The sequence below is a fragment of the Kitasatospora sp. NPDC090091 genome, from assembly GCF_044747365.1.
Taxonomy (GTDB): domain Bacteria; phylum Actinomycetota; class Actinomycetes; order Streptomycetales; family Streptomycetaceae; genus Kitasatospora.
In genome coordinates this window covers 18,889-42,673 of the sequence record NZ_JBIVDY010000002.1, presented here as the reverse complement: position 1 = coordinate 42,673, position 23,785 = coordinate 18,889, and the positions used below count along the sequence as shown (strand labels likewise).

Sequence of the window (23,785 nt, the reverse complement as noted above, 5' to 3'; positions counted from 1 at the left end):
GTGTGTCCCTAGCCCTGTACCGCCGCTATCGCCCCGAGACTTTCGCCGAGGTCATCGGGCAGGAGCACGTGACCGCTCCGCTCCAGCAGGCCCTGCGCAACAACAGGGTCAACCACGCGTACCTGTTCAGCGGCCCGCGCGGCTGCGGCAAGACGACGAGCGCGCGCATCCTGGCCCGCTGCCTGAACTGCGAGCAGGGGCCGACGCCGACGCCGTGCGGGGAGTGCCAGTCCTGCCGGGACCTGGCGACGGGCGGGCCCGGGTCGATCGACGTGATCGAGATCGACGCGGCGTCGCACGGTGGTGTGGACGACGCGCGGGAGCTGCGCGAGCGGGCCTTCTTCGCGCCGGTGCACAGCCGGTACAAGATCTTCATCCTGGACGAGGCGCACATGGTGACCTCGGCCGGCTTCAACGCGCTGCTGAAGGTGGTGGAGGAGCCGCCGGAGCACCTCAAGTTCATCTTCGCCACCACGGAGCCGGAGAAGGTGATCGGGACGATCCGGTCCCGCACGCACCACTACCCGTTCCGGCTGGTGCCGCCCGGCACGCTGCGGGACTACCTGGCGGAGGTCTGCGGCCGGGAGCAGATCCAGGTCGAGGACTCCGTCTTCCCGCTGGTGGTGCGGGCCGGCGCCGGGTCGGTGCGTGACTCGATGTCGGTGATGGACCAGCTGCTCGCCGGGGCCGCCGAGGGCGGTGTGACGTACCAGATGGCCACCGCGCTGCTCGGGTACACGGACTCGGCGCTGCTGGACGAGGTGGTGGACGCCTTCGCCGCGCACGACGGGGCGACGGTGTTCCAGGTGATCGACCGGGTGGTCGAGGGCGGGCACGATCCGCGGCGGTTCGTGACGGACCTGCTGGAGCGCCTGCGCGACCTGGTGATCCTGGCCACTGTGCCGGACGCGGGAGAGAAGGGGCTGATCGACGCCCCGGCCGACCGCGTCGCGGTGATGCAGGCGCAGGCGGACGCGTTCGGGGCGGCGGAGCTCAGCCGGGCGGCCGACATCGTCAACACCGGGCTGACCGAGATGCGGGGGAACGCGGCGCCGCGGCTGCAGCTGGAGCTGATCTGCGCCCGGGTGATGCTGCCGGGCGCGTACAGCGACGAGCTGTCGCTGCAGGCGCGGATGGACAAGCTGGAGCGGCGGGCGGCGGCCGGAGGGTTCGCGGCACAGCCGGGAGCCCTTGCGGCGGCTCCCCTGGGCGCTCCGGCGGCAGTGCCGGCAGCAGTGCCGCAGGTGGCGGCCCCGGCGGTGGTGGACGAGCCCGCCCCCGTACAGATGGCGCCCGTGCAGGCCGCCCCCGCCCCGGTGGCTCCGCCCGCGGCGCCGCCGGCCCCGGCCGGGCCCGCGCCCGGTGCCTGGCCGATCCCGCGCAGCTTCCCGCCGGCCGGTGCGGCCGGTGCGCCGGCGGAGCCGGCACCGGTGCAGCAGGCGCCCGCACAGCCCGTACAGCCCGCACCCGCAACGGCCGCGCCCGTCCAGGCGCCGGCGGCCGCGCCGGGCGGCGGACAGCCTTCGCAGGCCGCCCAGCAGGGCGCGGCGCAGGTCCGCCAGCTCTGGCCGCAGATCCTGGAGGCGGTGAAGAACCGCCGCCGCTTCACCTGGATCCTGCTCAGCCAGAACGGCCAGGTGGCCGGGTTCGACGGCAGCGTGCTCCAGGTGTCGTTCATCAACGCGGGCGCCCGGGACAGCTTCGTCGGCAGCAACAGTGACGACGTGCTGCGCCAGGCGCTCGCCGACGCCCTCGGTGTGGACTGGCGGATCGAGTGCATCGTCGACCCGTCGGGCGGCGCCGGTGGTGCCGGCGGTGGCGGTTCGGCCGGCGGCGGCAGCTTCGGCGGCAGCGGCGGTGGGGGCGGTGGGGGCGGTGGGGGCGGCTGGGGTGCCGCCCCGGCGCGCCCGGCTGCGCCCGCGCCCGCGGTACAGCCCTCCGCACCGGCGCCCGGCCCCGTGCCCGCGCCGATGGCCGCGCCCCCCGTGGCCCCGGTCGCGCCGGTGGCACAGCCGCCCGTGCAGGCGCAGGCCGCGGTGGCCGCGCCGGTCGGCCGGCCGGTGCAGGCGGTCGCCCCGGAGGACGACATCCCGGAGGAGGACGACCCGGACATCAACGAGGACGCGTTCTCCGGCCAGGAGCTGATCATCCGCGAGCTCGGAGCGACGGTCCTGGAGGAGATCCGCCACAGCGGCGGCTGAGCCCCGGGCCCGATGGCCCCGGGCCCCCGGGGCTGAGGTGCCCGGCGCTCCACCCGGCCGTACGGGCGTACCGGGCGCGGAGAGCACGTAGGCTCGGGGTGACGACGCAAGCGCGACAGCACGCACACAGAACGCAAGGAGTGAGCCGTGTTCCCCGGTGGTGGCCAGCCCAACATGCAGCAGCTGCTCAAGCAGGCGCAGAAGATGCAGCAGGACCTCGCCAAGGCGCAGCAGGAGCTGGCCGAGGCGAAGGTGAACGGTTCGGCGGGCGGTGGCCTGGTCGAGGTGACGGTGACCGGTGCCGGTGAGCTGGTGGCGCTGACCATCGCCCCGGCGGCCGTGGACCCGGAGGACACCGAGACCCTGGCCGACCTGATCCTGGCGGCGGTCCGCGACGCCAACCAGGCCGCGCAGAAGATGCAGGCCGAGCGCATGGGCCCGCTGACCCAGGGCCTGGGCGGCGGCATCCCCGGTCTGCCGTTCTAGGTCCGTTCCGGGGCTGATCCAGGGCCGATCCAGGCCCGATCCAGGGCAGATCCGGGGCCGAAGGCGATCGTTCCGGTTCGGCCGCGAGCGGTGAGCCCGGACGGCGGGCGGTGCGGTTCGACCGCAAGCGGTGAGAGGGGTTGACGGTCCGAAGTTCAGACAGTCGACCTGTGTGATTTATGCGGGAGTAGGGCGTCGGGCGGTGTGCCCGGCGCCCGATTCGTTGGATGATGGCACCGGGGCGCCCCGAGCGGGTGCCCCACCGACCACCTGAGGGAAGGCGCGACGTGTACGAGGGCGTGGTTCAGGACCTGATCGACGAACTGGGCAGGCTGCCCGGCGTCGGGCCCAAGAGCGCGCAGCGGATCGCCTTCCACGTTCTGCAGGCCGACCCGGTCGACGTGCGCCGGCTGGCGCACGCGCTGCTGGAGGTCAAGGACAAGGTCCGGTTCTGCGTCGTCTGCGGCAACGTCGCGGAGGCCGAGCAGTGCCGGGTCTGCCTCGATCCGCGTCGCGACCTCGCGGTGATCTGCGTGGTCGAGGAGCCCAAGGACGTCGTCGCCATCGAGCGCACCCGCGAGTTCCGCGGCCGCTACCACGTGCTGGGCGGCGCGATCAGCCCGATCGAGGGCGTCGGCCCGGACGACCTGCGGATCCGCGAGCTGCTGGCACGCCTCGCGGACGGCACGGTCACCGAGCTGATCCTGGCCACCGACCCCAACCTGGAGGGGGAGGCGACCGCCACCTACCTGGCCCGGCTCTGCAAGCCGATGGGCCTGAAGGTGACCCGGCTGGCGAGCGGACTGCCCGTCGGCGGGGACCTGGAGTACGCGGACGAGGTCACCCTCGGCCGTGCCTTCGAAGGGAGACGACTGCTCGATGTCTGACCGGACGATCAACCAGCAGCCCCACACGCCCCACCAGGCCGGTCCGCAGCACGACCGGCACGCCCCGCACACCCACGCGCACGGCTCCGAGCCGGACGACTTCGCGGTGCAGATCGCGGACTCGGTGGAGAGCTTCGTGCTCGCCGTCACCGAGGTCGCCAAGGGCGACGAGCCCGGCAGCGCGGTTTCGCTGCTCCTCCTGGAGGTCTCGCAGCTGCTGCTGGCCGGTGGCCGGCTGGGCGCCATCGAGGACGTCGTCCCCGAGGACCGGTTCGAGCCCGACACCGGGCCGGAGCCGGACGGTGAGCAGCTGCGCGAGCGGCTGGCCGAGCTGCTCGCGCCGATCGACGTCTACCACGAGGTCTTCGACCCGTACGGTCCGCCGGAGAAGCCCAACGCGTTCCGGATCTCGGACGACCTGGCCGGTGTGGTCAGCGAGCTGCAGCACGGCCTCACCCACTACCGCGAGGGACGCGTCAGCGAGGCGCTCTGGTGGTGGCAGTTCTCGTACCTCTCCAACTGGGGCACCACCTGCACGGCGGTGCTCCGGGCGCTGCAGTCGCTGATCGCCCACGTCCGGCTGGACAGCCCGATCGGGGCGGTCCCGGACGGCGCGGACACCGACGACGACGGGCTCACCGACGAGCAGCTGGAGCAGCAGGCCGGCGACCTGATGGCAGCCGAGCTGGGCCTCCACCGCTAGGGCCCCCGGTTCTGCCAGGAGCCGTTCGCGGCGAAGTGCGGCGAAGTGCGGTGCTGTACGGCGCTGTGCGGCGCTGTGACGGAAACCTCAGGGATCTCCGCGGAACGGAAATCCCGGGGGCCGTCGTCCGTTCGTCCGCCGATTCTTCGGGAGGGCGGCGAGGCGCCCGCAGACCTGCCGGTCGGGTCCCCGCACCGGCGCCCACCTGCTGAAACGTGCGTCTCATCATATGGAAAGCAGCGGCCGGGCCACCCCTGCTCGGTAGACTGGCGCCGACCGCACAGCCCCCGCCACCCGGGGGTGCCGGGGGCCCCGGGCCCCCGGAAACGACACAAGTCGAGGAGCGCACGTGGGCCTTGTCGTGCAGAAGTACGGCGGCTCATCCGTTGCGGATGCCGAGGGCATCAAGCGCGTGGCCCGTCGAATCGTTGACGCCAAGAAGGCCGGCCATGAGGTCGTCGTCGTGGTGTCCGCGATGGGCGACACGACGGACGAGCTCATCGAACTCGCGGAGCAGGTGTCCCCGCTCCCTGCCGGCCGTGAGTTCGACATGCTGCTGACCGCTGGGGAGCGCATCTCCATGGCCCTGCTGGCCATGGCGATCAAATCCCTGGGTCACGAGGCCCAGTCCTTCACGGGCAGCCAGGCCGGTGTCATCACCGACTCGGTCCACAACAAGGCGCGCATCATCGACGTGACGCCGGGCCGCATCCGCACCGCCCTGGACGAGGGCAACATCGCGATCGTGGCCGGCTTCCAGGGTGTCTCGCAGTCCAGCAAGGACATCACCACCCTCGGCCGCGGCGGCTCGGACACCACCGCCGTCGCCCTCGCCGCGGCCCTCAAGGCCGAGGTCTGCGAGATCTACACCGACGTGGACGGCGTCTTCACCGCCGACCCGCGCGTGGTGAAGAAGGCCCGCAAGATCGACTGGATCGCGTACGAGGACATGCTGGAGCTGGCCTCGTCCGGTTCCAAGGTGCTGCTCGACCGCTGCGTGGAGTACGCGCGGCGCTACAACATCCCGATTCACGTACGCTCGTCCTTCTCGGGCCTTCCCGGGACGATCGTCAGCAACGACAACCCGAACCAGCCCGAAGGGGGCGAGATGGAGCAGGCCATCATCTCCGGAGTCGCCCACGACACGTCCGAGGCCAAGGTGACGGTCGTCGGCGTTCCGGACAAGCCGGGCGAGGCGGCGCGGATCTTCCGCGCCATCGCCGACGCCGAGGTCAACATCGACATGGTGGTGCAGAACGTCTCCGCCGCGTCGACGGGGCTCACCGACATCTCCTTCACCCTGCCGAAGACCGAGGGCCAGAAGGCCATCGACGCGCTCGGCCGGGTCAAGGAGGGCATCGGCTACGAGTCGCTTCGCTACGACGACGCGATCGGCAAGATCTCGCTGGTCGGCGCCGGCATGCGCTCCAACCCGGGCGTCACGGCGACCTTCTTCGAGGCGCTCTCCGAGGCCGGCGTCAACATCGAGCTGATCTCCACCTCGGAGATTCGCATCTCGGTCGTCACCCGCGCCGAGGACGTCCCGGAGGCCGTCCGCGCCGTCCACACGGCCTTCGGCCTGGACAGCGAGTCGGACGAGGCGGTCGTCTACGGGGGCACCGGGCGATGACCCGGCGGCCGAACCTCGCCGTCGTCGGCGCCACCGGCGCGGTCGGCGAGGTGCTGCTCGGCCTGCTCTCCCTCCGTCAGGACATCTGGGGCGAGGTACGCCTCGTCGCCTCCCCGCGCTCGGCCGGCCGCAAGCTGGTCGTGCGCGGGGAGCCCGTCGAGGTGCTCGCCCTCGACGAGGACGCCTTCGACGGTGTCGACGTCGCGCTCTTCGACGTGCCGGACGAGGTCTCCGCCCAGTGGGCGCCGATCGCGGCGGCCAAGGGCGTCGTGGTGGTGGACAACTCCGCCGCCTTCCGGATGGACGAGGACGTCCCGCTGGTCGTCCCCGAGGTCAACGCGGCGTCGGCCCGGATGCGCCCGCGCGGCATCGTGGCCGGCCCCAACTGCGCCACGCTCGCGATGATCGCGGCGATCGGCGCCCTGCACGCCGAGTACGGGCTCAGCGAACTGGTCGTCGCCTCCTACCAGGCGGCCTCCGGCGAGGGCCGGTCCGGCGTGGACGCGCTGCGCGAGCAGACCGCGCTGGTCGCCGGCACCGAGGTCGGCGAGCAGACCGGCGACCTCCGCGCGGTGATCGCCGACAACGGCCCGTTCGCCGCCCCGCTCGCGTTCAACGCGGTGCCGTGGACCGGCTCGCTGATGGACGGCGGCTGGTCGTCCGAGGAAATCAAGATCCGCAACGAGTCGCGCAAGATCCTCGGCCTGCCGGCGCTGCGGGTCTCCGCGACCTGCGTGCGCATCCCCGTCGTGCGCACCCACGCACTGGCCGTGCACGCGGTCTTCGAGCGCGAGGTGACGCAGGAGCACGCCCAGGAGATCCTCCGGGACGCCCCCGGCGTGGTGCTCTACGACGACCCGGCGGCGGGGGAGTTCCCGACGCCGAACGACGTGGTGGGGACGGACCCGGTCTGGGTCGGGCGGGTCCGCCGGGCGCTGGACGACCCGACCGCGCTGGACCTCTTCCTCTGCGGCGACAACCTGCGCAAGGGGGCGGCGCTCAACGCCCTCCAGATCGCCGAACTGGTGGCGGGCGAGCTCTCCGGCTGAGGGGTCGTGAGGACCCGGTCGAGAGACGGTGAGGACCTGGCCCGGGGGGTGGTGACGCCGACTCGGACCGGGTAGTTGTGGGTAACGTCCCAATCCCCTGGAGGGCGCTTCGGCCCATGCGGGAGAATGTCCCGCGGGCTGGGCAACCATGACAGGGGATCGAGTGTCCAACGGGCGTGGCGAACGTGATGGTGGGGGTTGGGGCGGGCATCTCGGCAATGGCCGCGGTGACCTTCCCGCCGCGCGCCCATCGGCCCTCGGATAGGCCGGAAGACAGCCAGATGACCGCGGTCGCACCCGGCGCGGCGGATCCCGGCGCCGACACCACCGCCGGCGCCAGCGAGGATCTGCTCACCGAGACCTACCAGGCCCACTACCGCTCCCTGCTGCGGCTCGCGGCGCTGCTCCTCGACGACCTCTCGACCTGCGAGGACGTGGTTCAGGAGGCGTTCATCCGGGTCCACGCGGCCCGGCGCCGGGTGCGCGAGCCCGAGAAGACGCTCGCCTACCTCCGGCAGACCGTGGTCAACCTGTCCCGCTCCACCCTGCGCCGCCGGATCCTCGGGTTGCGTCTGCTGCCGAAGCCGATGCCTGACATGGCCAGTGCAGAAGAAGGGGCCTACGATGCCCTGGAGCGTGACCAGTTGAAGGCCGCGCTGCGGGGTCTGCAACGCCGTCAGCGGGAGGTTCTGGTGCTGCGTTACTTCGTGGACATGACGGAGGCGCAGGTCGCGGAGGCCCTGGGGATCTCGCTCGGCTCGGTGAAGGCGTACGGCTCGCGCGGACTCGCCGCACTCCGGGTCCAGATGGAGGCCGGGCATGGCTGACGATCGGATCGGTCCGAGGCGGGACGGCGGCGGCGCCGAGGGCGCGGACGCCGGCGGGCGGGGTGGGGCGGCCGGCGCACCGGGCGGCCCGGCCTGCGGCGCGGGCGCGGGTGCGGGCGCGGAGGAGCGGACGCTCCGGGAGCTGATGCAGCGCGCCGTCGCCGAGATCGAGCCCGATCCCTCCGGTCTGCAGCGGATCCGGACCGCCGTACCGCGGCGACGGGCCGCCCGGCGCGGGGCCCTGACCGGCGCCGCCGCGCTGGCCCTCGCGCTCGCCATCGCCCTGCCCGCCCTGCACGACCCCGACCACCTGGGGCTCTCCGGCGGGCCGGGCTCGCCCACCGCGCGCGGCGGGACGGCCGCGGACCACGACGACGACGGTGTCGGGCCCGGCACCGTCGGGGGCCACGGCCCCACCCCGCACCCGGGGGGGAGCGGGACCGCCACCGGCGGCACCCCTTCCGGCTCCGCCAGCGCCTCACCCAGCCCCTGGGCGAGCGCCACCAACGCCGTCCCGGACCCGACCGTGCCGGTCACGTCGGCCGGCGCCGGCAGCGACGGCGGCCCCCTGGTACCGCTCTGCACCCGCGGAGATCTCGGGCGCGGCGCCTCGCAGGTCGGCGCGGCCGACGGCGCCGGACGGATCTACGGGTACTTCATGGTCGTCAACATCTCCGGCCGGGTCTGCCGGTTGGGCGGGCCGGGCTCGGTCACCGTCACCGAGACCGCCGGCACCGACCCCGCCCGGATCAGGGTGACCGACCACGTGGCCGGGGATCCCGCGACCGGACTGCCCGCGCCGGGCCCGACCTCCACCGCGGGCGACGGCGGCGGCGCGGCCGCGGACGGCCAGGGCCTGCTCCTCGCGCCGCGGGCGGGGTACCGGGTGGACTTCGGCTGGGTGCCGGACGCCGCCGGCTGCCCGGCACCGGCCGGCTCCTCGCCCAGTGCGACGCCGGGCGTGGCCGGCCGGCCGGTGGCGGGCAATCCGGGCATCGCGGGAGGCGGGGGAGACGCGGGCGGCGCGGGCACGTCGTCGAGTGCGCGGTCCGGCGGGCCGGGCAGCGGCCCGGCCGCCATGGCCCCGGCGGGGGGACCGTCGGCCGGACCCACTGCGGGCGGCGGCGCGGGCTCGGCCTCGCCGTCGGCCGGTCCCACCACGGCCTCGAGCCCGACCGCGACCGCGACCGCGACCGGCGGGCCGAGTACGCCGCCGTCCGCCGTTACCATCGCGCACACCCCGGCCCCCGGCAGCCCGTCCGCGGCCACGGCGACCCTCCTCGGCGCCTGCTCCGGCACGGTCTACCGCACCGGCCCGCAGCCCCTCCCGCCCCCGCCCGCCGCGACCCCGTCGGCGTCCCCCTCGGGCGGCTGAGTCCGCGCGCCGGAAGTCGGACGGGCCGACGTCCGGCGGACGAGCCCGCGGGTGGCCCGGTGAGGGTGACCCGGGCGCTCTCGGCGCCCCGGCCCGTCCACGGGAAGTCGGACGGGCCGACTTCCCGTGCTGCTGCGCACCCCCTGTGGTCGGGAGCGGTGTGAGGAGTGGTTACCGTGGGGGGTGTGTACCGGTTCCTCCTCACCCCGCGCTGGCTGGGCGGCACCGCGCTGGCCGTGGCGGCCGTGGCGGTGTGCGTCTGGCTCGGCTCCTGGCAGCTCGGCCGGTTCGAGGACAAGGTCTCCTCGCACCAGGAGATCAGCAAGTCGGTGACCGACGCCGGAGCGGCCAGGCCGCTCGGCGAGCTGCTCGACGACGGCCGCCCGCAGGTCACCACGGACACCGTCGGCCGGGCCGTGACGGTCTCCGGGACCTTCGACCAGGAGCACCAGCTGGTCGTCCCCAACCGGGTGCTCGACGGCAAGCAGGGCTACTACGTGCTCACCCCGCTGCGGACGGGTGACGGCCGGACCGTCGCCGTCGTCCGGGGCTGGGCGCCGGGTGCGCCGGGTGGGCCGGCCGCCGAGGCGTCCGCCGTCGCGGCGCCCACCGGCGAGGTCACGGTGACCGGGCGGCTTCAGGCGGGCGAGACCAGCGGCAGCGGCGGTGCGGTGGCCGGCGGGCTCCCGGCGGGGCAGCTCGGCACGATCAACCAGGCCGCGCTGGTCAACAAGCTCTCCTACGACGGCTGGTACGACGGCTGGGTCGCCGCGGACACCGTGCCGACCGGGCTGACCGCGGTGCCGACCGTGCAGCCGCAGGGCGGCAACGGCCTGAGCCTGCGGGCGTTCCAGAACCTCGGGTACACCCTGGAGTGGTTCGTCTTCGGCGGCTTCGTCGTCTTCATGTGGTTCCGCCTGGCGCGCCGCGAGGCGGAGGCCGAGCAGGACCGGGCCCTCGGACTGGACCCGGTCCTGGAGTAGCGCCCGGCGGGTGGCCCCCGCCTCAGCGGGTGGGTACCCCCGCACCGGCGGGCGACTTCGGCGGTGCCGCGGGCACCGAGGCCGACGGCGACTTGGCCGGCGCACCCGGTGCCGCGGCGGAAGCCGACGCGGAAGCCGAGGGCGAGGGCGCGGACGGCGTGGGCGAGACCGTCGCGGTGGCCGACGGGCCGGCCGCCGGTGGGTCGTCGCACCGCCGGCCGCTGCTGTTGTTGCTCCCGCTGTAGTCGTCGTCGTCCGAGTCGTGGTCGGTGTGGTGGCGCACCTTGCGGCCGCTCTTGGAGCTCTTCGACCCCTTCGAGCTGCTCTTCGACCCGGACTTGGCGAGCAGGACGATCCCGCCCCCGCCCTCACCGTTCTCCGCCGTGACGAAGGCCGCCCGCACGGCGAGACCGCCCACCGACGCCGCCGTCCCGACATCCGCCGTCCCGACATCCGCGGAACCGACGCCCGTCGCACCGACGCCCGCCGCACCGACGCCCGCCGCACCGACGCCCGCGGCACCGACGCGCGTCGCGCCCGCCGACGCCGCGGGCGACGCCTTCGCCGGAGCCGAGGCGCCCGCCGAGGGCGAGGCCGACCGCGACGCCGTCGCGGTCGGCTGTGCCGTCGGCTGCGCGGACGGCACAGCCGACGGCGGCGGGCAGGCCACCTCGTCGTCGTCGTCCTGGCCCGAGCAGCCGGTCAGCACCAACGCCCCGGCCACCCCCGCCCCCACGACCGCCAGCAGTCGTCTCACCCGGTCCCCCCGTCTCTCCCCGCAACCCCCGAGGCCACTGCGGCACCCGTGGCCCCCGCGGTCCCGTCGACCCGATTCTCGCCGACGACGCCCGCTCCGAGGTGCCGTCGGACGAAGTCGATCTCCAGCCGGAGCTGCTTGATCCGCTCCTCCACCACCAGCGAGCCGTGCCCGGCGTCGTACCGGTAGACCTCGTGCGGCTTGCCCAGCTGCTCCAGCCGTTCGACGTAGTTCTCGATCTGCCGGATCGGGCAGCGCGGGTCGTTCACCCCGGCGCTGATGTAGACCGGCACCCGGACCTGCTCGACGTAGGTCAGCGGGGAGGAGGCCGTCCAGCGCTCGGGCACCTCCTCGGGCGTGCCGCCGAAGAGCGTGCGGTCGAGCGACTTCAGCGCCTCCATCTCGTCGTCGTACGCGGTCAGGTAGTCCGCGACCGGGACGGCGGCGACGCCCAGCGCCCAGCTCTCCGGCTGCACGCCGAGGCCGAGCAGGGTCAGGTAGCCGCCCCAGGAGCCGCCGGTGAGCACCAGCCGCGCGGGGTCGGCGAGGCCGCTCGCCACCGCCCAGTCGCGGACCGCGCCGATGTCCTCCAGCTCGATCAGGCCGACCCGCTCGCGCAGGGCGTCCGTCCAGGCCTGGCCGTAGCCGGTGGAGCCGCGGTAGTTGACCCGGACCACCGCGAAGCCGTGGTCCAGCCAGGCGGCCGGGCCGGCGGCGAAGGCGTCGCTGTCGTGGTGGGTCGGGCCGCCGTGGATCTCGAAGACGGTCGGGAACGGGCCGTCGCCCTCCCCGGCGCCGGCCGGCCGCTGCACCAGCGCGTGCACCCGCCCGCCGGGGCCGTCCACCCAGACGTCCTCGACCGGCACCGAACCGGGCGGGACGGCGCCGGGCGCGCGCAGCACCACCGTGCCGGCCGTGGAGCGGACCGCGGACGGCTCGGCGGCGGACGACCAGAGGAACTCCACCGTGCCGTCCGGGCGGGCGGTCGCACCGCCGACGGTGCCGCGCGGGGTGTCCAGCCGGGTGAGCACACCCGTGTCCAGCGCGTACGAGAACAGCTCGCTGCGCGCCTCGTACTCGTGCTCGACCAGCAGGGCGGCCGCCCCGGGCCGCCACTGCGCGGAGACGTCGCCGGGCAGCTCGCGGCCCTGCTCGTCGCGGAGCGGCAGCGCGGTCTCGGCGCCGGTGGCGACGTCCCAGATCATCGGCTCCCAGCGGCCGGTGCGCTGGTGCGCCACCAGCAGCCGGGTGTCGCCCTCGACCGGGGCGAAGCCGAGGCAGGCGACCCCGCGCGGCTCGTCCCGGCCGGTGACCTCGTCGAGCTCGGCGACGGTCGCGCCGTCGGAGAGCCGGACGATCCGGATCGCCGAGTGCATCGCGTCGCCGTGCTCGGTGTGGTCGATCGCCAGCAGCGTGCTGTCGTAGCTGAGGTCGCCGACCCCGCCGTACTCCTCGTGCCGGTAGATCTCCACGGCCTCGGCCGCGCCGGGGCGGCGCAGGTGCAGGGTGGTGCCGTGCTCGTCGGTGGAGCGGCCGACCACCACGGTGCCGTCCCGGCCGAGTGCCAGGCCCGCCGAGTAGGAGGCGGCCAGCCCGGGGACGGCCTCCTCGTCCGGGCCGTCGGCGCCCTCCGGCCGGCCCGCGAAGGGCCGGCGGCGCCAGATGCCGAACTCGTCGCCGTCGTTGTCGTCGAACCACCAGACCCACGCGCCGTCCGGGGTCAGCTCGGCGTCGGTGGTGCCGTTCGGGCGGCCGGTGACCCGGCGGTGGGTGTCGGTGGCGCGGTCCCAGGCGTACACCTCGTAGGTGCCGGTCGCGTTGGACACGTACAGCGCCCGGTCGGGGGCGTCGTCCGCCCAGTCCGGCAGGGAAACCCGTGCCGCCCTGAACCGCTGCTCCCACGCCGGTACGGCGCTCTTCTCCTCGCTCATCCACCCATCCAACCCGATCGGGGTGACCGAACGGAACGGGCGGGTGGACCCCGTCGGCCCACCCGCCCGTGCGCTCTCCGTCCACCTGCCCGCCCGGTCCGCGAAGACGCGCCGGTCGGCCGGCCGGCCGTTGAGCCCGCCGGCCGGTGAGCCCGCGGTCCGCCGGTGCGCAGGAAGCCGGTCCGCCGGTCCGCCGACCCGTCAGCCGGTTCGCCGGGGCAGCAGCTGCACCAGGCCCACCAGCAGCAGCTCCAGCCCGGCCAGCGCCGCGACGCTGTGCCCGAAGGCGGCGACCGGGTCGCCGGCGCCGTAGTGGAGGATGCCGATCAGCGCGATCCCGAGCGCCCCGCCGACCTGCTGGACGGTGGCCACCACACCCGCGGCCGAGCCGGCCAGCGCGGGCTCGACCGCGGCCAGCACCACCGCGGTCACCGGGGCGATCACCAGGCCCATGCCGAGGCCGTCCACGAACAGGCCGGGCGCCAGCCACCAGACGCTGCCGGTCGTACCGCCGGCGTACGCGGCGAGGCCGAGCAGGCCCAGCCCGGCCGCCATCAGCAGCCCGCCGAGCGCGACCGTCTGCCGCCCCAGCCGGGCGGCGACGCGGTGCGCGGCGGTGGAAGTCAGCAGGTAGCCGACGCCGATCGCGGTGAAGACCAGGCCGGCGCCGAGCGCGTCGAGCCCCCGGCCCGGCTGCAGGTACAGGGCCAGCACCAGGAAGAAGGAAGCCTGGCCGAGCCAGAAGGCGAGTTGGGCGAAGAGCCCGGCGGTGAACGCGCGGGACCGGAACAGCCGGGTGTCGACCAGCGGCGAGCCGGTGGCGCGGGTCCGGTGCTGGTGCACGGCGAAGACGGCGAGCAGCACGACCGAGCCGGCCGTGCAGAGCCAGGTCCAGAGCGGCCAGCCCAGCTCCCGGCCCTGGATCAGCGGCAGCACCAGGCCGGTCAGCGCGGCGGTGACCAGCAGCACGCCCACCGGGTCCAGGCCGGGCCGGTGCGGGGCACGGGACTCCGGCAGGCAGCGGCGGACCAGGGCGAGCGCGGCCAGGCCGACCGGAAGGTTGATCAGGAAGCAGCTGCGCCAGTCCAGGCCGAAGAGGTCGGCGCGGATCAGCACACCGCCGATGAGCTGGCCGAACACCGCGCCGACGCCCATGGTCAGCCCGTACATCGCGAACGCCTTGGCCTGCGTGGCGCCGCTGAACGCCGTCCGCAGGATGGCCAGCACCTGCGGTCCCATCAGCGCCGCCGCCAGCCCCTGGGCGACCCGTGCGCCGACCAGGGCGGCCGCGGTGGGGGCCAGCCCGCAGCCGGCCGAGGCGAGCGTGAAGAGGGCCAGGCCGAGGCCGAACACCCGGCGCCGGCCGTAGCGGTCGCCGAGCCGTCCGGCGGTGATCAGGCCGACGGCCAGCGCCAGGCCGAAGCCGGCGATCACCCACTGCACGGCGGCCGGTCCGGCCCCGAGGCCGGTCTGGAGGGAGGGGACGGCGACGTTGACCACGAAGACGTCCAGGGAGGTCATGAAGGTGGCGGTCAGGACGACCGGCAGCAGCCCCCGGGGAGCGGACCCGACGGACTCGACAGGCTCGACGTGCGGGGCGTGCTCGACCGGTTCGGCTGGTGCGGGGCCGCCGGCGGTGGCCGGCGCGGGGCGCAGGTCGGTGCTCATCTCGGCTTCTCCTCGGGGGGTTGGAGGGGCGGGCGCGTGCGGCCCGCCCCTGCACGCTGGTGCGCGCTCGGTGGCTCAGGCGCCCGGCACGCGGTCCAGGAAGCCGTGGACGGCGGTGATACGGCCCTCCGGGTCGGCCACCAGCACGTCGAACCCGACCACCAGGGCCTCCTCGCCGGCCGGCCCGAGGTTCCAGGTGAACCGGGCGATGTCGTGGTGGGCGTCCACCGGGCCGAGGGTGAACACCAGGCCCGGGAACTGCGTCTGGGCCGCGCCGATCAGCGCGTCCACGCCCTCCCGGCCGGTGACCGCGGCCAGCGGGTCGGTGTAGCGGCAGTCCTCCGCCCAGACCTCGTCGATCAGCTTGCGGCGGGCGGCCGGGTCGGTCTCGTTCCAGGCGGCGAGGTAGCGCTCGGCGAGCTGCTGCAGGTCGGTCGTCCGGGTCTCGGTCATCGTCTTCTCCCTTGTGCGGCTGGTCCGTTCGGCGGGTCGTTCCCGCTGCTCATGAAGGTACGGACGGCGGGCGGCAGCCGAATCTGTCACGTATGGGTAGGGGTGTACGTAGGCCGGACCGGTACGGCGCCGGTGAGCCGCGGGTAGGGTCGTCGGTGGGGCGCGGGTGTTGCCGCCGGGGCGCCGGTGGCCGCCGGGGCGGGAGGGCCGGAGGCACGGGGGGATGCGGGGGATGCCGGGGATGCCGGGGATGCTGTACGGGCGGGAACGCGAACAGGCCGTCGTCGAAGCGCTGTTGGACGGCGCGCGGAGCGGCCGCAGCGGGGTGCTGGTGGTGCGCGGCGAACCCGGGATCGGCAAGACCGCGCTGCTGGAGCACGCGGTGGCGGCGGCAGGCGGCGCGTTCCGGGTGATCCGGGCGACCGGCGTCGAGTACGAGGCCGAACTGCCCTTCGCCGGGCTCAGCCTGCTGCTCGCGCCCGGGCTGGACCGGCTCTCTGCGCTGCCCGGCCCGCAACAACGCTCCCTGGCCGGGGCGTTCGGGCTCGCCGAGGCGCCGGCCGGTGCGGCGGCGCCCGGCGACCGACTGCTCGCCGGGCTCGCCACGCTCGGACTGCTGGCCGAACTCGCCGCCGATCGGCCGCTGTTGTGCGTGGTGGACGACGTGCAGTGGCTGGACCGCTCCTCGCTGGACGCGCTGGTGCTCGCCGCCCGCCGACTCCAGGCGGAGGGGGTGGCCCTGCTGCTCGCCGTGCGGGACGGCGGCGCGGCGGCTCCGGGCCCCGGCTCGGCGGCCGGTTCGCGGGGCGCCTCCGGGAGCGGTCGGTCGGCCCCGGCCGGCGCGACCGGGGCCGACGGACTGCCGCTCGCCGGCCTGCCCGAGCTGCGGCTGGCCGGGCTCGCCGAGCCGGACGCGGCCCGACTGCTGGACGCCCGCGCCGGCGCGGGGGTGAGCGGCGAGGTCCGCCGCCGGCTGCTCGCCGAGGCGGCCGGAAACCCGCTGGCGCTCACCGAACTTCCCGCCGCCGTCAACGAGTCGGGCCCGACGGAGCCCGCGCTGGCGCCCGGCGTGCTGCCGCTCACCAGCCGGCTGCAGCTCGCCTTCCACGGCCAGGTGACCGGCCTGCCGCCCGCCACCCAGAGCCTGCTGCTGGTCGCTGCCGCCGAGGAGAACGGCGAGCTCGACGTCGTGCTGTCCGCCGCCGCTGCACTCGGCGCGACCGCAGAGCACCTCGCGCCCGCCGAGGAGGCCGGCCTGGTCGCCGTCGGTGCGGACCGCCGGATCGTCTTCCGTCACCCGCTGCTGCGCGCCGCCGTCCTGCAACGCGCGCCACTGCAGCAGAGGCTGACGGTCCATCGGGCAATCGGAGGGGCGCTGGAGGACGGCGACCGCCGCACCTGGCACCTCGCCCTCGCCGCCACCGCGCCCGACGCCGAGCTCGCCGACGCGCTGGAGCGCACCGCCGTCCGCGCCGAGGGCCGCGGCGGCCACGGCGGCGCCGCGGCGGCGTACGAGCGCGCCGCCCGGCTCACCCCCGACCGCGACGCGGCCACCCGCCGACTCGTCCTCGCCGCCGAAGCCGCCACCGAAGAGGGCAAGTTGGCGCAGGCCGAGGAGCTGGCGGAGCGGGCCGGCGCCCGGACCGACAGCGTCTTCGTGCACGCCCTGCTCGATCAGGTCCGGGCCACCGCGCACTTCTGGCGCGGCTCCTACCCCACCGCCTACCGCCTGCTGCTGGACGCGGCGGCGACCGGCATCGAGCCGGCCCACGCCGCCCGGATGCTGCTCCAGGCCTTCCACGCCGCCTGGTACGCGGGGGAGGAGGCGGTGGTCGCCGTCCTCGACCGGCTCGCCCGGCTCCCGCTCGCCGCGGACGATCCGCTCACCCCGCTGGCCCGGCACCTGCCGGCCGCCGTGCTCCCGGCCCTGGGCCGCCCGGCCGGGCCGCTGCCGGCCGTCCGGGACACCGCGGCGGCGGCCCGCCGGGCGGGTGCCGAAACCCCGGTCGACCTGGTCCAGCTCTGCGGCGCGACGCTGATCCTCGGGCGGGACGCCGAGACCGCCGAGCTCGCCACGGAACTCGTCGCCGAGGCCCGGGCCAAGGGCGCCGTCGGCGTGCTGCCCACGCTGCAGTTCTTCCTCGCGGAGGCGGAGCTGTTCCACGGCCGGCACCGCGACGCCGAGGTCACCGCGACCGAGGCCCTCGCCCTCGCCCGGGACACCGGGCAGCACCAGTGGGTCAGTCAGCTCGGCGCGCTGCTCGCCTGCCTGGCCGCGCTCGGCGGCGACGACGCGCAGTGCACCGCGCTCGCCGCGACCGCCCGGACGGCGACCGCCCTCACCGGCGCGGCCGCCGGCGCCGCGGCACCCGCGCCCGGGGAGCCCTGGACGCAGTGGGCGCTCGGCCTGCTCGACCTCGGCCGGGGCCGGGCCGGTGACGCCGCCGACCGCCTGCACGCCCTCACGACCGGCCCCTACCGTCACCACGTCAGCGGCACCCGGGCCGTCCCCGACCTGGTCGAGGCCGCCGTCCGCCTCGGCGCCCCGGAGCGCGCCGCCGGCCCGTACGAGCGGTTCGCCCGCTGGGCCCGCGCCGCGGGGCTGCCCTGGGCCGAGGCGCTGCGGCTGCGCTGCGAGGCACTGCTCGGCCCGGACGAGCTCGCCGAGTCCGCCTACCGGGCCGCCCTGGACCTCCACGACGGCACCCAGCGGCCGTTCGAACAGGCCCGCACTGCGCTGCTCTACGGCGAGTGGCTGCGGCGCGAACGCCGCCGCACCGACGCCCGGCCGCACCTGCGCGCCGCCCTGGAGGCCTTCGAGGCCGCCGGCGCCCACCCCTGGGCGGACCGCGCGCGCACCGAGCTCACGGCCACCGGGACCAGCGCGCCCGCCCCGTCGGACGCCCCCGCGGGCGTGCTCACCGCGCTCACCCCGCAGGAGCTCCAGATCGTCCGGCTCGCCGCGCAGGGCCTCACCAACCGGGACATCGCCGCCCAGCTCTTCCTCAGCCCCCGGACGGTGGGGCACCACCTCTACAAGGCCTACCCGAAGCTCGGCGTGGCTTCCCGGGCCGACCTGCCGGCACTGCTCTGAGCGCCGCCGGCCCGGCCGACCCGGCCGGTCGGGCCGAGCCCGGAGCGCCCGCCCGGAGCGGCCCGGCGGCCTGCCCGGCCCACCCGGTCCGCCCGGTCCGCCCGCCCGCGACGGCCCCGGCCTGCCGGTCGTCGCGGCCGAGGGGCGTACGCGGCCGAAACCATCGTCATGTGGCGGTGCCGGCCGAGGCGGGCCGGTGAAGTCGAGCAGGCCGAAGCCGGTACCCGGCCGGTCGACAGCGGCGCGGGTGGCGAGCGGTGTATTCCGCATCACCCCCTCGACGCCCCCTCACCTCGGGGGCCGCCCACCGCACTTCCTGCCTGCGGAAACGCCAGAGGCCCTGCCGGATCTCTCCGGCAGGGCCTCTGCATTGGGTCGGGGTGGCGGGATTTGAACCCACGGCCTCTTCGTCCCGAACGAAGCGCGCTACCAAGCTGCGCCACACCCCGGTCTTTCTGTTTGTCGCTCCGTCTCCTTCGCGACGAGTAGAACTCTACCGGACGCTCGCCGAGACACGAAATCCGATTCCCGGCGGGCGTCCGTCGCAGGTCAGCGGGCGGGGGTGAGGGTGAGGAGGGTGGCCTCCGGCGGGCAGGCGAACCGGATCGGGGTGTAGCGGTTGGTGCCGCAGCCGGCCGAGACGTGGAGGTAGGAGCGGCGGCCGCCGGCCTGGTGGGTGGAGAGGCCCTTCACCCGCTTGGCGTCGAGGTCGCAGTTGGTGACCAGGGCGCCGTAGAAGGGGACGCAGAGCTGGCCGCCGTGGGTGTGCCCGGCGAGGATCAGCGGGTAGCGGTCGGCGGTGAAGGCGTCCAGGACGCGCAGGTACGGCGCGTGCACGACGGCGAGCGAGAGGTCGGCGTCGGCGGACGGGCCCCCGGCGACCTCGCTGTAGCGGTCGCGGCGGATGTGCGGGTCGTCCAGGCCGGTGAACTCGACGTCGAGGCCGCCGAGGTTCAGCCGGCCCCGGGTGTTGGTGAGGTCGAGCCAGCCGGCCGCGTCGAAGCCGTCGCGCAGCTTCTCCCACGGGTTGTGCACGGCGCCGGTGATGCCGCGCCGCGCGGTGCCGTCGGGATTGTTCATGCCGTGGACGCCGCTGCGCATCGCCTGCAGGTAGCGGGCCGGGTTCTTGCGGGCCGGGCCGTAGTAGTCGTTCGACCCGAAGACGTAGACACCGGGGAAGTCCATCAGCGGCCCGAGCGCGTCCAGGGTGGCGGGGACGCCGAGCGGGTCGGAGAGGTTGTCGCCGGTGTTCACCACCAGGTCGGGGCGGAGCCCGGCGAGGCTCTGCAGCCAGCGCTGCTTCTTGCCCTGTCCGCTGACCATGTGGATGTCGGAGACCTGCAGCACCCGGAGGGGGCGGGCGCCCCGGGGCAGGACGGGGACCTCGACCCGGCGGAGCCGGAAGGCACGGACCTCGTACCCGACGGAGTAGGCGAGGCAGGCGGCGCCGGTGGCGGCGATTCCGAGGGGGACGGAGTACAGCGGTCGCATCGCTCCATGCTCTCAGACGGCGGATCAGCTGGTGAACGCCTGGTGGGCGTGCCCGGACACGCCGCCGCACCGGGGGAGCCCCCGGTCGGACGCACCGCCGGGGGTGCTGCCGGGAGCCGCCCCCGAAGCCGCCCGTCGGGCCGCCCCGGGGCGCCGTCCGCCGCGCTCCCGGTGGCGCCCTCCACCGGTCCTGGCGTCGGTCGTTCCCCGGTCATCCGGATCACTCCTCGGTCCGGTCGCGCCGGGCCCGCAGTGCCCGGACCTTGTGGCGGTTGCCGCAGCGTTCCATCGAGCACCAGCGCCGCCGCCCGGGGCGCGAGGTGTCGACGAAGAGCAGGTAGCAGTCCGCCGCGCCGCACTCCCGGACCCGGTCGGCGTGGGGGCCGGTGAGCAGGGCGATGGCGTCGCGGGCGACGGTCGAGACGAGCTGGGCCCCGTCGGCCGGCAGCGGCCGTGCCGGCGTGCCGTCCGGGGCTATCTGCGGGACCAGCGGCGGGTGGGCGGCGGCCTCGTTGAGCACGGCGTGGTCCGCGGCCGCGCCCGGCCTGCCGTGGGCCCGCGCGGCGGCGAGCCGCCACAGCGCGTCCCGCAGCCTCCGCGCGGCGGCCAGCTGGCCGGGGCTGACGGCGACCGCGTCGGCCGGCAGCCGCAGCCGGGACTTCTCCAGCCACTGGGCGAGGTCCTCGGGCCGGTGCAGCACCTCGTACCGGGCGTACGCGTCGGGCCCGCCGGTGGTGAGCAGTTCCAGGCAGAGCGCCCCGGGGTCGAAGTGGTACCGCGTGCCCTCGGGGGAGTGCAGGACCAGGCCGGGCGTCCACTCGTCAGTCATGTAACCACTATAAGGAGTTACCTGAAGCGGAGGGAAGGCTGCGGACGTGACCCGGCCGGCCCGGTCGGGTCGCGGAACGGCGGCCCGGGCGTTAATGGTGGGCGGCCGAACGCCGCAGGTGGGAGACTCGGGGCCATGACGACGCTCAAGGAGCAGCTGCAGGAGGACCTCACGGCTGCCATCAGGAACCGGGACGAGCTCCGCTCGTCCACCATCCGGCTCACGCTCTCCGCCGTCACCAGCGAGGAGGTGGCGGGTACGGAGAAGCGGGAGCTGTCGGACGACGAGGTCCTGAAGGTGCTCGCGCGCGAGGCCAAGAAGCGCCGGGAGGCGGCCGCCGCGTTCGACAACGCCGGCCGTACCGACCAGGCGGCCCGGGAGCGGGCCGAGGGCGAGGTGCTGGCGGAGTACCTGCCCAAGCAGCTCTCCGACGAGGAGCTGGCGGCGATCGTGGCCGCCGCCGTCGCCGAGAGCGGCGCGACCGGCCCGCAGGCCATGGGCGCCGTGATGAAGCTGGTGAAGCCGAAGGTCGACGGGCTGGCCGAGGGCGGCCGGGTCGCCGCCGCCGTGAAGGCCGCGCTCTCCGGCTGACACTCCCGAGGACTCGTAGGCCGCCGGCGGCCGTGCAGGACCACGACAGAGGGGCGCCCCCCGAGCCGATCGCTCGGGAGGCGCCCCTCTCGCGTGCCGTCAGCCGGCCGGGTCCGTCGGCCCGGTCAGTGCCGGCCGCCGTTGCCGTTCCCGTTGCCGCCGATGACGCCCGGCGGAAGGGTGAACCCGCCGCCGATCATGCCGCCGGGGTTCCCGCCCCCGCCCGGGTTGCCGCCGGGGTTGCCGCCACCCGCCGCGTCGCCGTTCGGCGGCGGCGTGGCGCCGCCCGACGGCGTCGCGTTCGGGTCCGGCTTGGGGGCCGGGTCCGGGATGCTGATCGTCGGCAGGGTCTGCATCGGGGCGCCGCGCAGGGCCTGGTTCATCGCCATCTGCCAGATCGGGCCCGGGCCGGTGGCGCCGAAGACGCCGTCGCTGCCGTAGAAGGTGTCGCCGATCTTGATGTTCTTCATCTTCACGCCGCCGGCCGGACCGCCGAGCCAGACCGAGGTGGCGAGCTGCGGGGTGTAGCCGCTGAACCAGGCGGCCTTCTTCTCGTCGGTGGTACCGGTCTTGCCGGCGATCTGGCGGCCGCCCTCCAGGCCGAGGGAGGCACCGGTGCCCTTCTCGGTCACGTTGAGCAGGACGGCGTTGAGCGCGTCGGCGGTGCTCTCGGAGTAGGCCTGGCTGCAGGACGACTGCGGGACCTTGACCTCCTTGCCGTCCACCGTGGTGATCTTGTTGATGGCGATCGGGGTGCAGTACTTGCCCCGGGCGGCGAAGGTCGCGTAGACGTTCGCCATGGTCAGCGGGGAGAGCTCCAGGGTGCCGAGGACCATCGACGGGACCTCGACGAAGGGGTCGCCCTTGGCCGTCTGGTTGATGCCGAGCTTGTTGGCCATCTGCTTCATCGCGCAGAGGCCGACCTGCTGCTCCATCTGCACGAAGTAGGTGTTGACCGACAGCGCCATGGCCTGCTTCAGCTCGTACGGGCCGACCTCGCCGGCCGACTCGTTGCCGACGCTGCGGTCCTTGCCCTTGGCGGTGTTCTTCCAGGTGCCCGAGCAGGTGGACATCGTGGGGTAGTCGATCCGGTTCTCGGACGGGAACGCCTGGGTCGGGGACATCCCCGACTCCAGCGCGGCCGCGGCCAGCACCGGCTTGAACGTCGAACCGGTCTGGAAGCCGTTGCCGCCGCCCATCGAAGCGTCGACGTTGAGGTTCACGACGGTCTGGTTCTTGTTCGGGTCCAGGCCGTACGGGCGGGTCTGGGCCATCGCCAGGATCTTGCCGCTGCCGGGCTCCATCATGGTCGCGGCGGCCGAGACCGGGTCGGTGACCTTCACCTTGCTGGTCACCGCGTTCTGTGCGGCGGCCTGCTTGTCCGGGTCCAGGGTGGTGTAGATGTTCAGGCCGCCCTGGTCCCAGAACTTCTTCCGCTCGGCGGCGGTCTTGCCGAAGATCGGGTCCTGCTTGACCACGTGGCGCACGTAGTCGCAGAAGAAGCCCATGCCGGCGTTGGCGGTGATGCAGCCGTTCTGCGGGTCCTTGTACTTCAGACCCAGCGGGGCGGCCTTCGCCGTGTTCGCCTCCTCCACCGTGATGTGCTTGTTCTCCAGCATCTTGTCGAGCACCACGTTGCGGCGCTTGACCGTGTTCTCCGGGTAGCGCACCGGGTCGTACTGGGAGGGGTTCTGCACCAGGCCGGCGAGGGTGGCGGCCTCGGCGATGGTGAGGTCCTTGTTGGACTTGCTGAAGTACCGCTGGGAGGCGGACTCGACCCCGTAGGCCTGGTGGCCGTAGAAGGTGATGTTCAGGTAGTTGGTGAGGATCTGGTCCTTGGTCAGATCCTCCTCCAGCTTGATCGCGACCTTCAGCTCCTGGATCTTGCGGCCCAGGGTCTTGCGCTGGGCCTCCAGGACGGCGGCCTGGTCGTCGCCGGCCTTCTCGACGTTGACGTTCTTCACGTACTGCTGGGTCAGCGTCGAGGCACCCTGAGAGGCGGTGCCGCTCTCCGCGTTCTTGCCGATCGCGCGGAGCACGCCCTTGAGGTCGACGGCGCCGTGCTCGTAGAAGCGGGCGTCCTCGATGTCCACCTGCGCTTTGCGCATGTAGGGCGACATCTGGTCGGCCGCGAGGACGGTGCGGTCGCGCTCGTAGACCTTGGCGATCAGCTGGTTCTTGCTGTCGAAGATCTGGGTGGCCTGGGTGAGCGGCGGCGTCTTGAAGTCGTCGGAGATGCTGTCGAAGCTCTCCGCGGTGTTCTTGGCGGTCAGGCCGAGCGCGCCGACCGCAGGCAGGGCCATGCCGGCCAGCAGGACTCCGGAGAGCACACTGACGCCCAGGAACTTCACTCCGTGCCCCGCCAAGTCCAGCGGTGACTCGCGGCGCCGGCCGCGCGGAGCTCCGGTGTTGCCTGGGGGCTGGGGTGCCTGGGGGCGCTTCGGTGCCATGAGGAGAACCCTACGTTGCCGAATCCCCTCCGGCGGAGCAGGTGTTCGCCTAGGCTTGTCACAAGCTTGCGACAGCTTCGGTACGTCAACATCGCTCACTCTTGTGAGTGATGAGCTTTGCCCGAATTGCCCCTTTCTGAAGTGCTTTTGAGGCGACTGTCACCCCTGGTGCGGGCGGTTTTGGTGGCGCTCTGTGACGGCGCGCGTGACGAGAGTGTCCGCGGCATTCTTGGCAAGGCTTGCGACCTGCGATCACTCCAACGAGTGAGCTGACCGATACCCATAGTCCAATCGGACCATTCGAGATTGAGCCCGAAGGGGCTGTTGCAAGCTGTCGTTCTTCCGTAACGTCCTCAACTGGCAACGGTGAATATGCCGTT

General features: G+C 74.4%; 18 protein-coding genes and 1 tRNA gene. 11 read left to right on the top strand and 8 right to left on the bottom strand.

Going from position 1 to position 23,785, the window contains the following annotated elements; genetic code table 11:
* The first annotated feature begins 2 nt into the window (after positions 1–2).
* The 9 genes from ACIPSC_RS03130 to ACIPSC_RS03090 all read left to right on the top strand — a co-directional run bounded on the left by ACIPSC_RS03130 (position 3) and on the right by ACIPSC_RS03090 (position 10,141).
* The gene (locus ACIPSC_RS03130) at positions 3–2,201 is read left to right on the top strand and encodes a DNA polymerase III subunit gamma and tau (protein ID WP_400822555.1); all 2,199 of its coding nucleotides are present in this window, start codon (positions 3–5) and stop codon (positions 2,199–2,201) included.
* Positions 2,202–2,348: 147 nt separating this feature from the next.
* Complete coding sequence (locus ACIPSC_RS03125) at positions 2,349–2,687, top strand: YbaB/EbfC family nucleoid-associated protein (RefSeq protein ID WP_238860089.1); 339 nt, start codon at positions 2,349–2,351, stop codon at positions 2,685–2,687.
* 287 nt (positions 2,688–2,974) lie between these two features.
* Positions 2,975–3,574, top strand: a complete 600-nt coding sequence (gene recR, locus ACIPSC_RS03120) for a recombination mediator RecR (RefSeq protein WP_030288200.1) — start codon at positions 2,975–2,977, stop codon at positions 3,572–3,574.
* A complete protein-coding gene (locus tag ACIPSC_RS03115; RefSeq protein WP_400822552.1) occupies positions 3,567–4,277 on the top strand; it encodes a DUF5063 domain-containing protein in 711 nt (236 codons plus the stop codon). Before recR ends, ACIPSC_RS03115 begins: the two co-directional genes overlap by 8 nt.
* 349 nt (positions 4,278–4,626) lie before the next feature.
* On the top strand, positions 4,627–5,907 hold the full coding sequence (locus ACIPSC_RS03110; protein WP_238860084.1) for an aspartate kinase: 1,281 nt from the start codon (positions 4,627–4,629) through the stop codon (positions 5,905–5,907).
* Positions 5,904–6,956, top strand: a complete 1,053-nt coding sequence (locus ACIPSC_RS03105) for an aspartate-semialdehyde dehydrogenase (RefSeq protein WP_400822550.1) — start codon at positions 5,904–5,906, stop codon at positions 6,954–6,956. Before ACIPSC_RS03110 ends, ACIPSC_RS03105 begins: the two co-directional genes overlap by 4 nt.
* Positions 6,957–7,237: 281 nt before the next feature.
* Positions 7,238–7,783: a SigE family RNA polymerase sigma factor gene (locus tag ACIPSC_RS03100; RefSeq protein WP_400822548.1), complete on the top strand. Its 546-nt coding sequence runs from the start codon at positions 7,238–7,240 to the stop codon at positions 7,781–7,783.
* Complete coding sequence (locus tag ACIPSC_RS03095; RefSeq protein ID WP_400822547.1) at positions 7,776–9,158, top strand: hypothetical protein; 1,383 nt, start codon at positions 7,776–7,778, stop codon at positions 9,156–9,158. The genes ACIPSC_RS03100 and ACIPSC_RS03095 overlap by 8 nt, the downstream gene beginning before the upstream one ends.
* 185 nt (positions 9,159–9,343) lie before the next feature.
* Positions 9,344–10,141: an SURF1 family protein gene (locus ACIPSC_RS03090; protein ID WP_400822546.1), complete on the top strand. Its 798-nt coding sequence runs from the start codon at positions 9,344–9,346 to the stop codon at positions 10,139–10,141.
* A 22-nt stretch (positions 10,142–10,163) separates the two neighbouring features.
* Here ACIPSC_RS03090 and ACIPSC_RS03085 read toward each other — a convergent pair whose 3' ends face one another.
* The 4 genes from ACIPSC_RS03085 to ACIPSC_RS03070 all read right to left on the bottom strand — a co-directional run bounded on the left by ACIPSC_RS03085 (position 10,164) and on the right by ACIPSC_RS03070 (position 14,950).
* Positions 10,164–10,898, bottom strand: coding sequence for a hypothetical protein (locus ACIPSC_RS03085; RefSeq protein ID WP_400822545.1), 735 nt, complete (start codon positions 10,896–10,898; stop codon positions 10,164–10,166).
* Positions 10,895–12,829, bottom strand: coding sequence for a prolyl oligopeptidase family serine peptidase (locus ACIPSC_RS03080; protein WP_400822544.1), 1,935 nt, complete (start codon positions 12,827–12,829; stop codon positions 10,895–10,897). Before ACIPSC_RS03080 ends, ACIPSC_RS03085 begins: the two co-directional genes overlap by 4 nt.
* Before the next feature lie 201 nt (positions 12,830–13,030).
* Complete coding sequence (locus tag ACIPSC_RS03075; protein WP_400822542.1) at positions 13,031–14,497, bottom strand: MFS transporter; 1,467 nt, start codon at positions 14,495–14,497, stop codon at positions 13,031–13,033.
* A 75-nt stretch (positions 14,498–14,572) separates the two neighbouring features.
* On the bottom strand, positions 14,573–14,950 hold the full coding sequence (locus ACIPSC_RS03070) for a nuclear transport factor 2 family protein (protein WP_400822540.1): 378 nt from the start codon (positions 14,948–14,950) through the stop codon (positions 14,573–14,575).
* A gap of 241 nt (positions 14,951–15,191) precedes the next feature.
* Here ACIPSC_RS03070 and ACIPSC_RS03065 point away from each other — a divergent pair, with 241 nt between their 5' ends.
* Positions 15,192–18,044 carry an ATP-binding protein gene (locus ACIPSC_RS03065; RefSeq protein ID WP_400822538.1) on the top strand — a complete coding sequence of 951 codons (2,853 nt, stop codon included), beginning with the start codon at positions 15,192–15,194 and terminating at the stop codon, positions 18,042–18,044.
* A 375-nt stretch (positions 18,045–18,419) separates the two neighbouring features.
* Here the strand turns inward: ACIPSC_RS03065 and ACIPSC_RS03060 are convergent.
* The 3 genes from ACIPSC_RS03060 to ACIPSC_RS03050 form a co-directional block, all read right to left on the bottom strand.
* A tRNA-Pro gene (locus tag ACIPSC_RS03060) sits at positions 18,420–18,493 on the bottom strand.
* Positions 18,494–18,593: 100 nt separating this feature from the next.
* Positions 18,594–19,535: a metallophosphoesterase gene (locus tag ACIPSC_RS03055; protein WP_400822536.1), complete on the bottom strand. Its 942-nt coding sequence runs from the start codon at positions 19,533–19,535 to the stop codon at positions 18,594–18,596.
* Positions 19,536–19,755: 220 nt separating this feature from the next.
* The gene (locus ACIPSC_RS03050; protein WP_400822535.1) at positions 19,756–20,364 is read right to left on the bottom strand and encodes a CGNR zinc finger domain-containing protein; all 609 of its coding nucleotides are present in this window, start codon (positions 20,362–20,364) and stop codon (positions 19,756–19,758) included.
* A 135-nt stretch (positions 20,365–20,499) separates the two neighbouring features.
* On the opposite strand from ACIPSC_RS03050, the gene ACIPSC_RS03045 reads away from it, so the two are divergent.
* Positions 20,500–20,955 (top strand): GatB/YqeY domain-containing protein, encoded by a 456-nt coding sequence (locus ACIPSC_RS03045; protein ID WP_400822534.1) that lies wholly within the window; start codon positions 20,500–20,502, stop codon positions 20,953–20,955.
* Between the two features lie 125 nt (positions 20,956–21,080).
* On the opposite strand, the gene ACIPSC_RS03040 is transcribed toward ACIPSC_RS03045, so the two are convergent.
* The gene (locus ACIPSC_RS03040; protein WP_400822533.1) at positions 21,081–23,405 is read right to left on the bottom strand and encodes a transglycosylase domain-containing protein; all 2,325 of its coding nucleotides are present in this window, start codon (positions 23,403–23,405) and stop codon (positions 21,081–21,083) included.
* Positions 23,406–23,785 lie beyond the last annotated feature (380 nt).

Bases quoted from the DNA above. Each gene is read 5' to 3' on its own strand.
- ACIPSC_RS03115 (WP_400822552.1), top strand. From the start codon at position 3,567: ATGTCTGACCGGACGATCAACCAGCAGCCCCACACGCCCCACCAGGCC.
- ACIPSC_RS03105 (WP_400822550.1), top strand. From the start codon at position 5,904: ATGACCCGGCGGCCGAACCTCGCCGTCGTCGGCGCCACCGGCGCGGTC.
- ACIPSC_RS03100 (WP_400822548.1), top strand. From the start codon at position 7,238: ATGACCGCGGTCGCACCCGGCGCGGCGGATCCCGGCGCCGACACCACC.
- ACIPSC_RS03095 (WP_400822547.1), top strand. From the start codon at position 7,776: ATGGCTGACGATCGGATCGGTCCGAGGCGGGACGGCGGCGGCGCCGAG.
- ACIPSC_RS03080 (WP_400822544.1), bottom strand. From the start codon at position 12,829: ATGAGCGAGGAGAAGAGCGCCGTACCGGCGTGGGAGCAGCGGTTCAGG.
- ACIPSC_RS03075 (WP_400822542.1), bottom strand. From the start codon at position 14,497: ATGAGCACCGACCTGCGCCCCGCGCCGGCCACCGCCGGCGGCCCCGCA.
- ACIPSC_RS03070 (WP_400822540.1), bottom strand. From the start codon at position 14,950: ATGACCGAGACCCGGACGACCGACCTGCAGCAGCTCGCCGAGCGCTAC.
- ACIPSC_RS03065 (WP_400822538.1), top strand. From the start codon at position 15,192: ATGCCGGGGATGCTGTACGGGCGGGAACGCGAACAGGCCGTCGTCGAA.
- ACIPSC_RS03055 (WP_400822536.1), bottom strand. From the start codon at position 19,535: ATGCGACCGCTGTACTCCGTCCCCCTCGGAATCGCCGCCACCGGCGCC.
- ACIPSC_RS03050 (WP_400822535.1), bottom strand. From the start codon at position 20,364: ATGACTGACGAGTGGACGCCCGGCCTGGTCCTGCACTCCCCCGAGGGC.
- ACIPSC_RS03045 (WP_400822534.1), top strand. From the start codon at position 20,500: ATGACGACGCTCAAGGAGCAGCTGCAGGAGGACCTCACGGCTGCCATC.
- ACIPSC_RS03040 (WP_400822533.1), bottom strand. From the start codon at position 23,405: ATGGCACCGAAGCGCCCCCAGGCACCCCAGCCCCCAGGCAACACCGGA.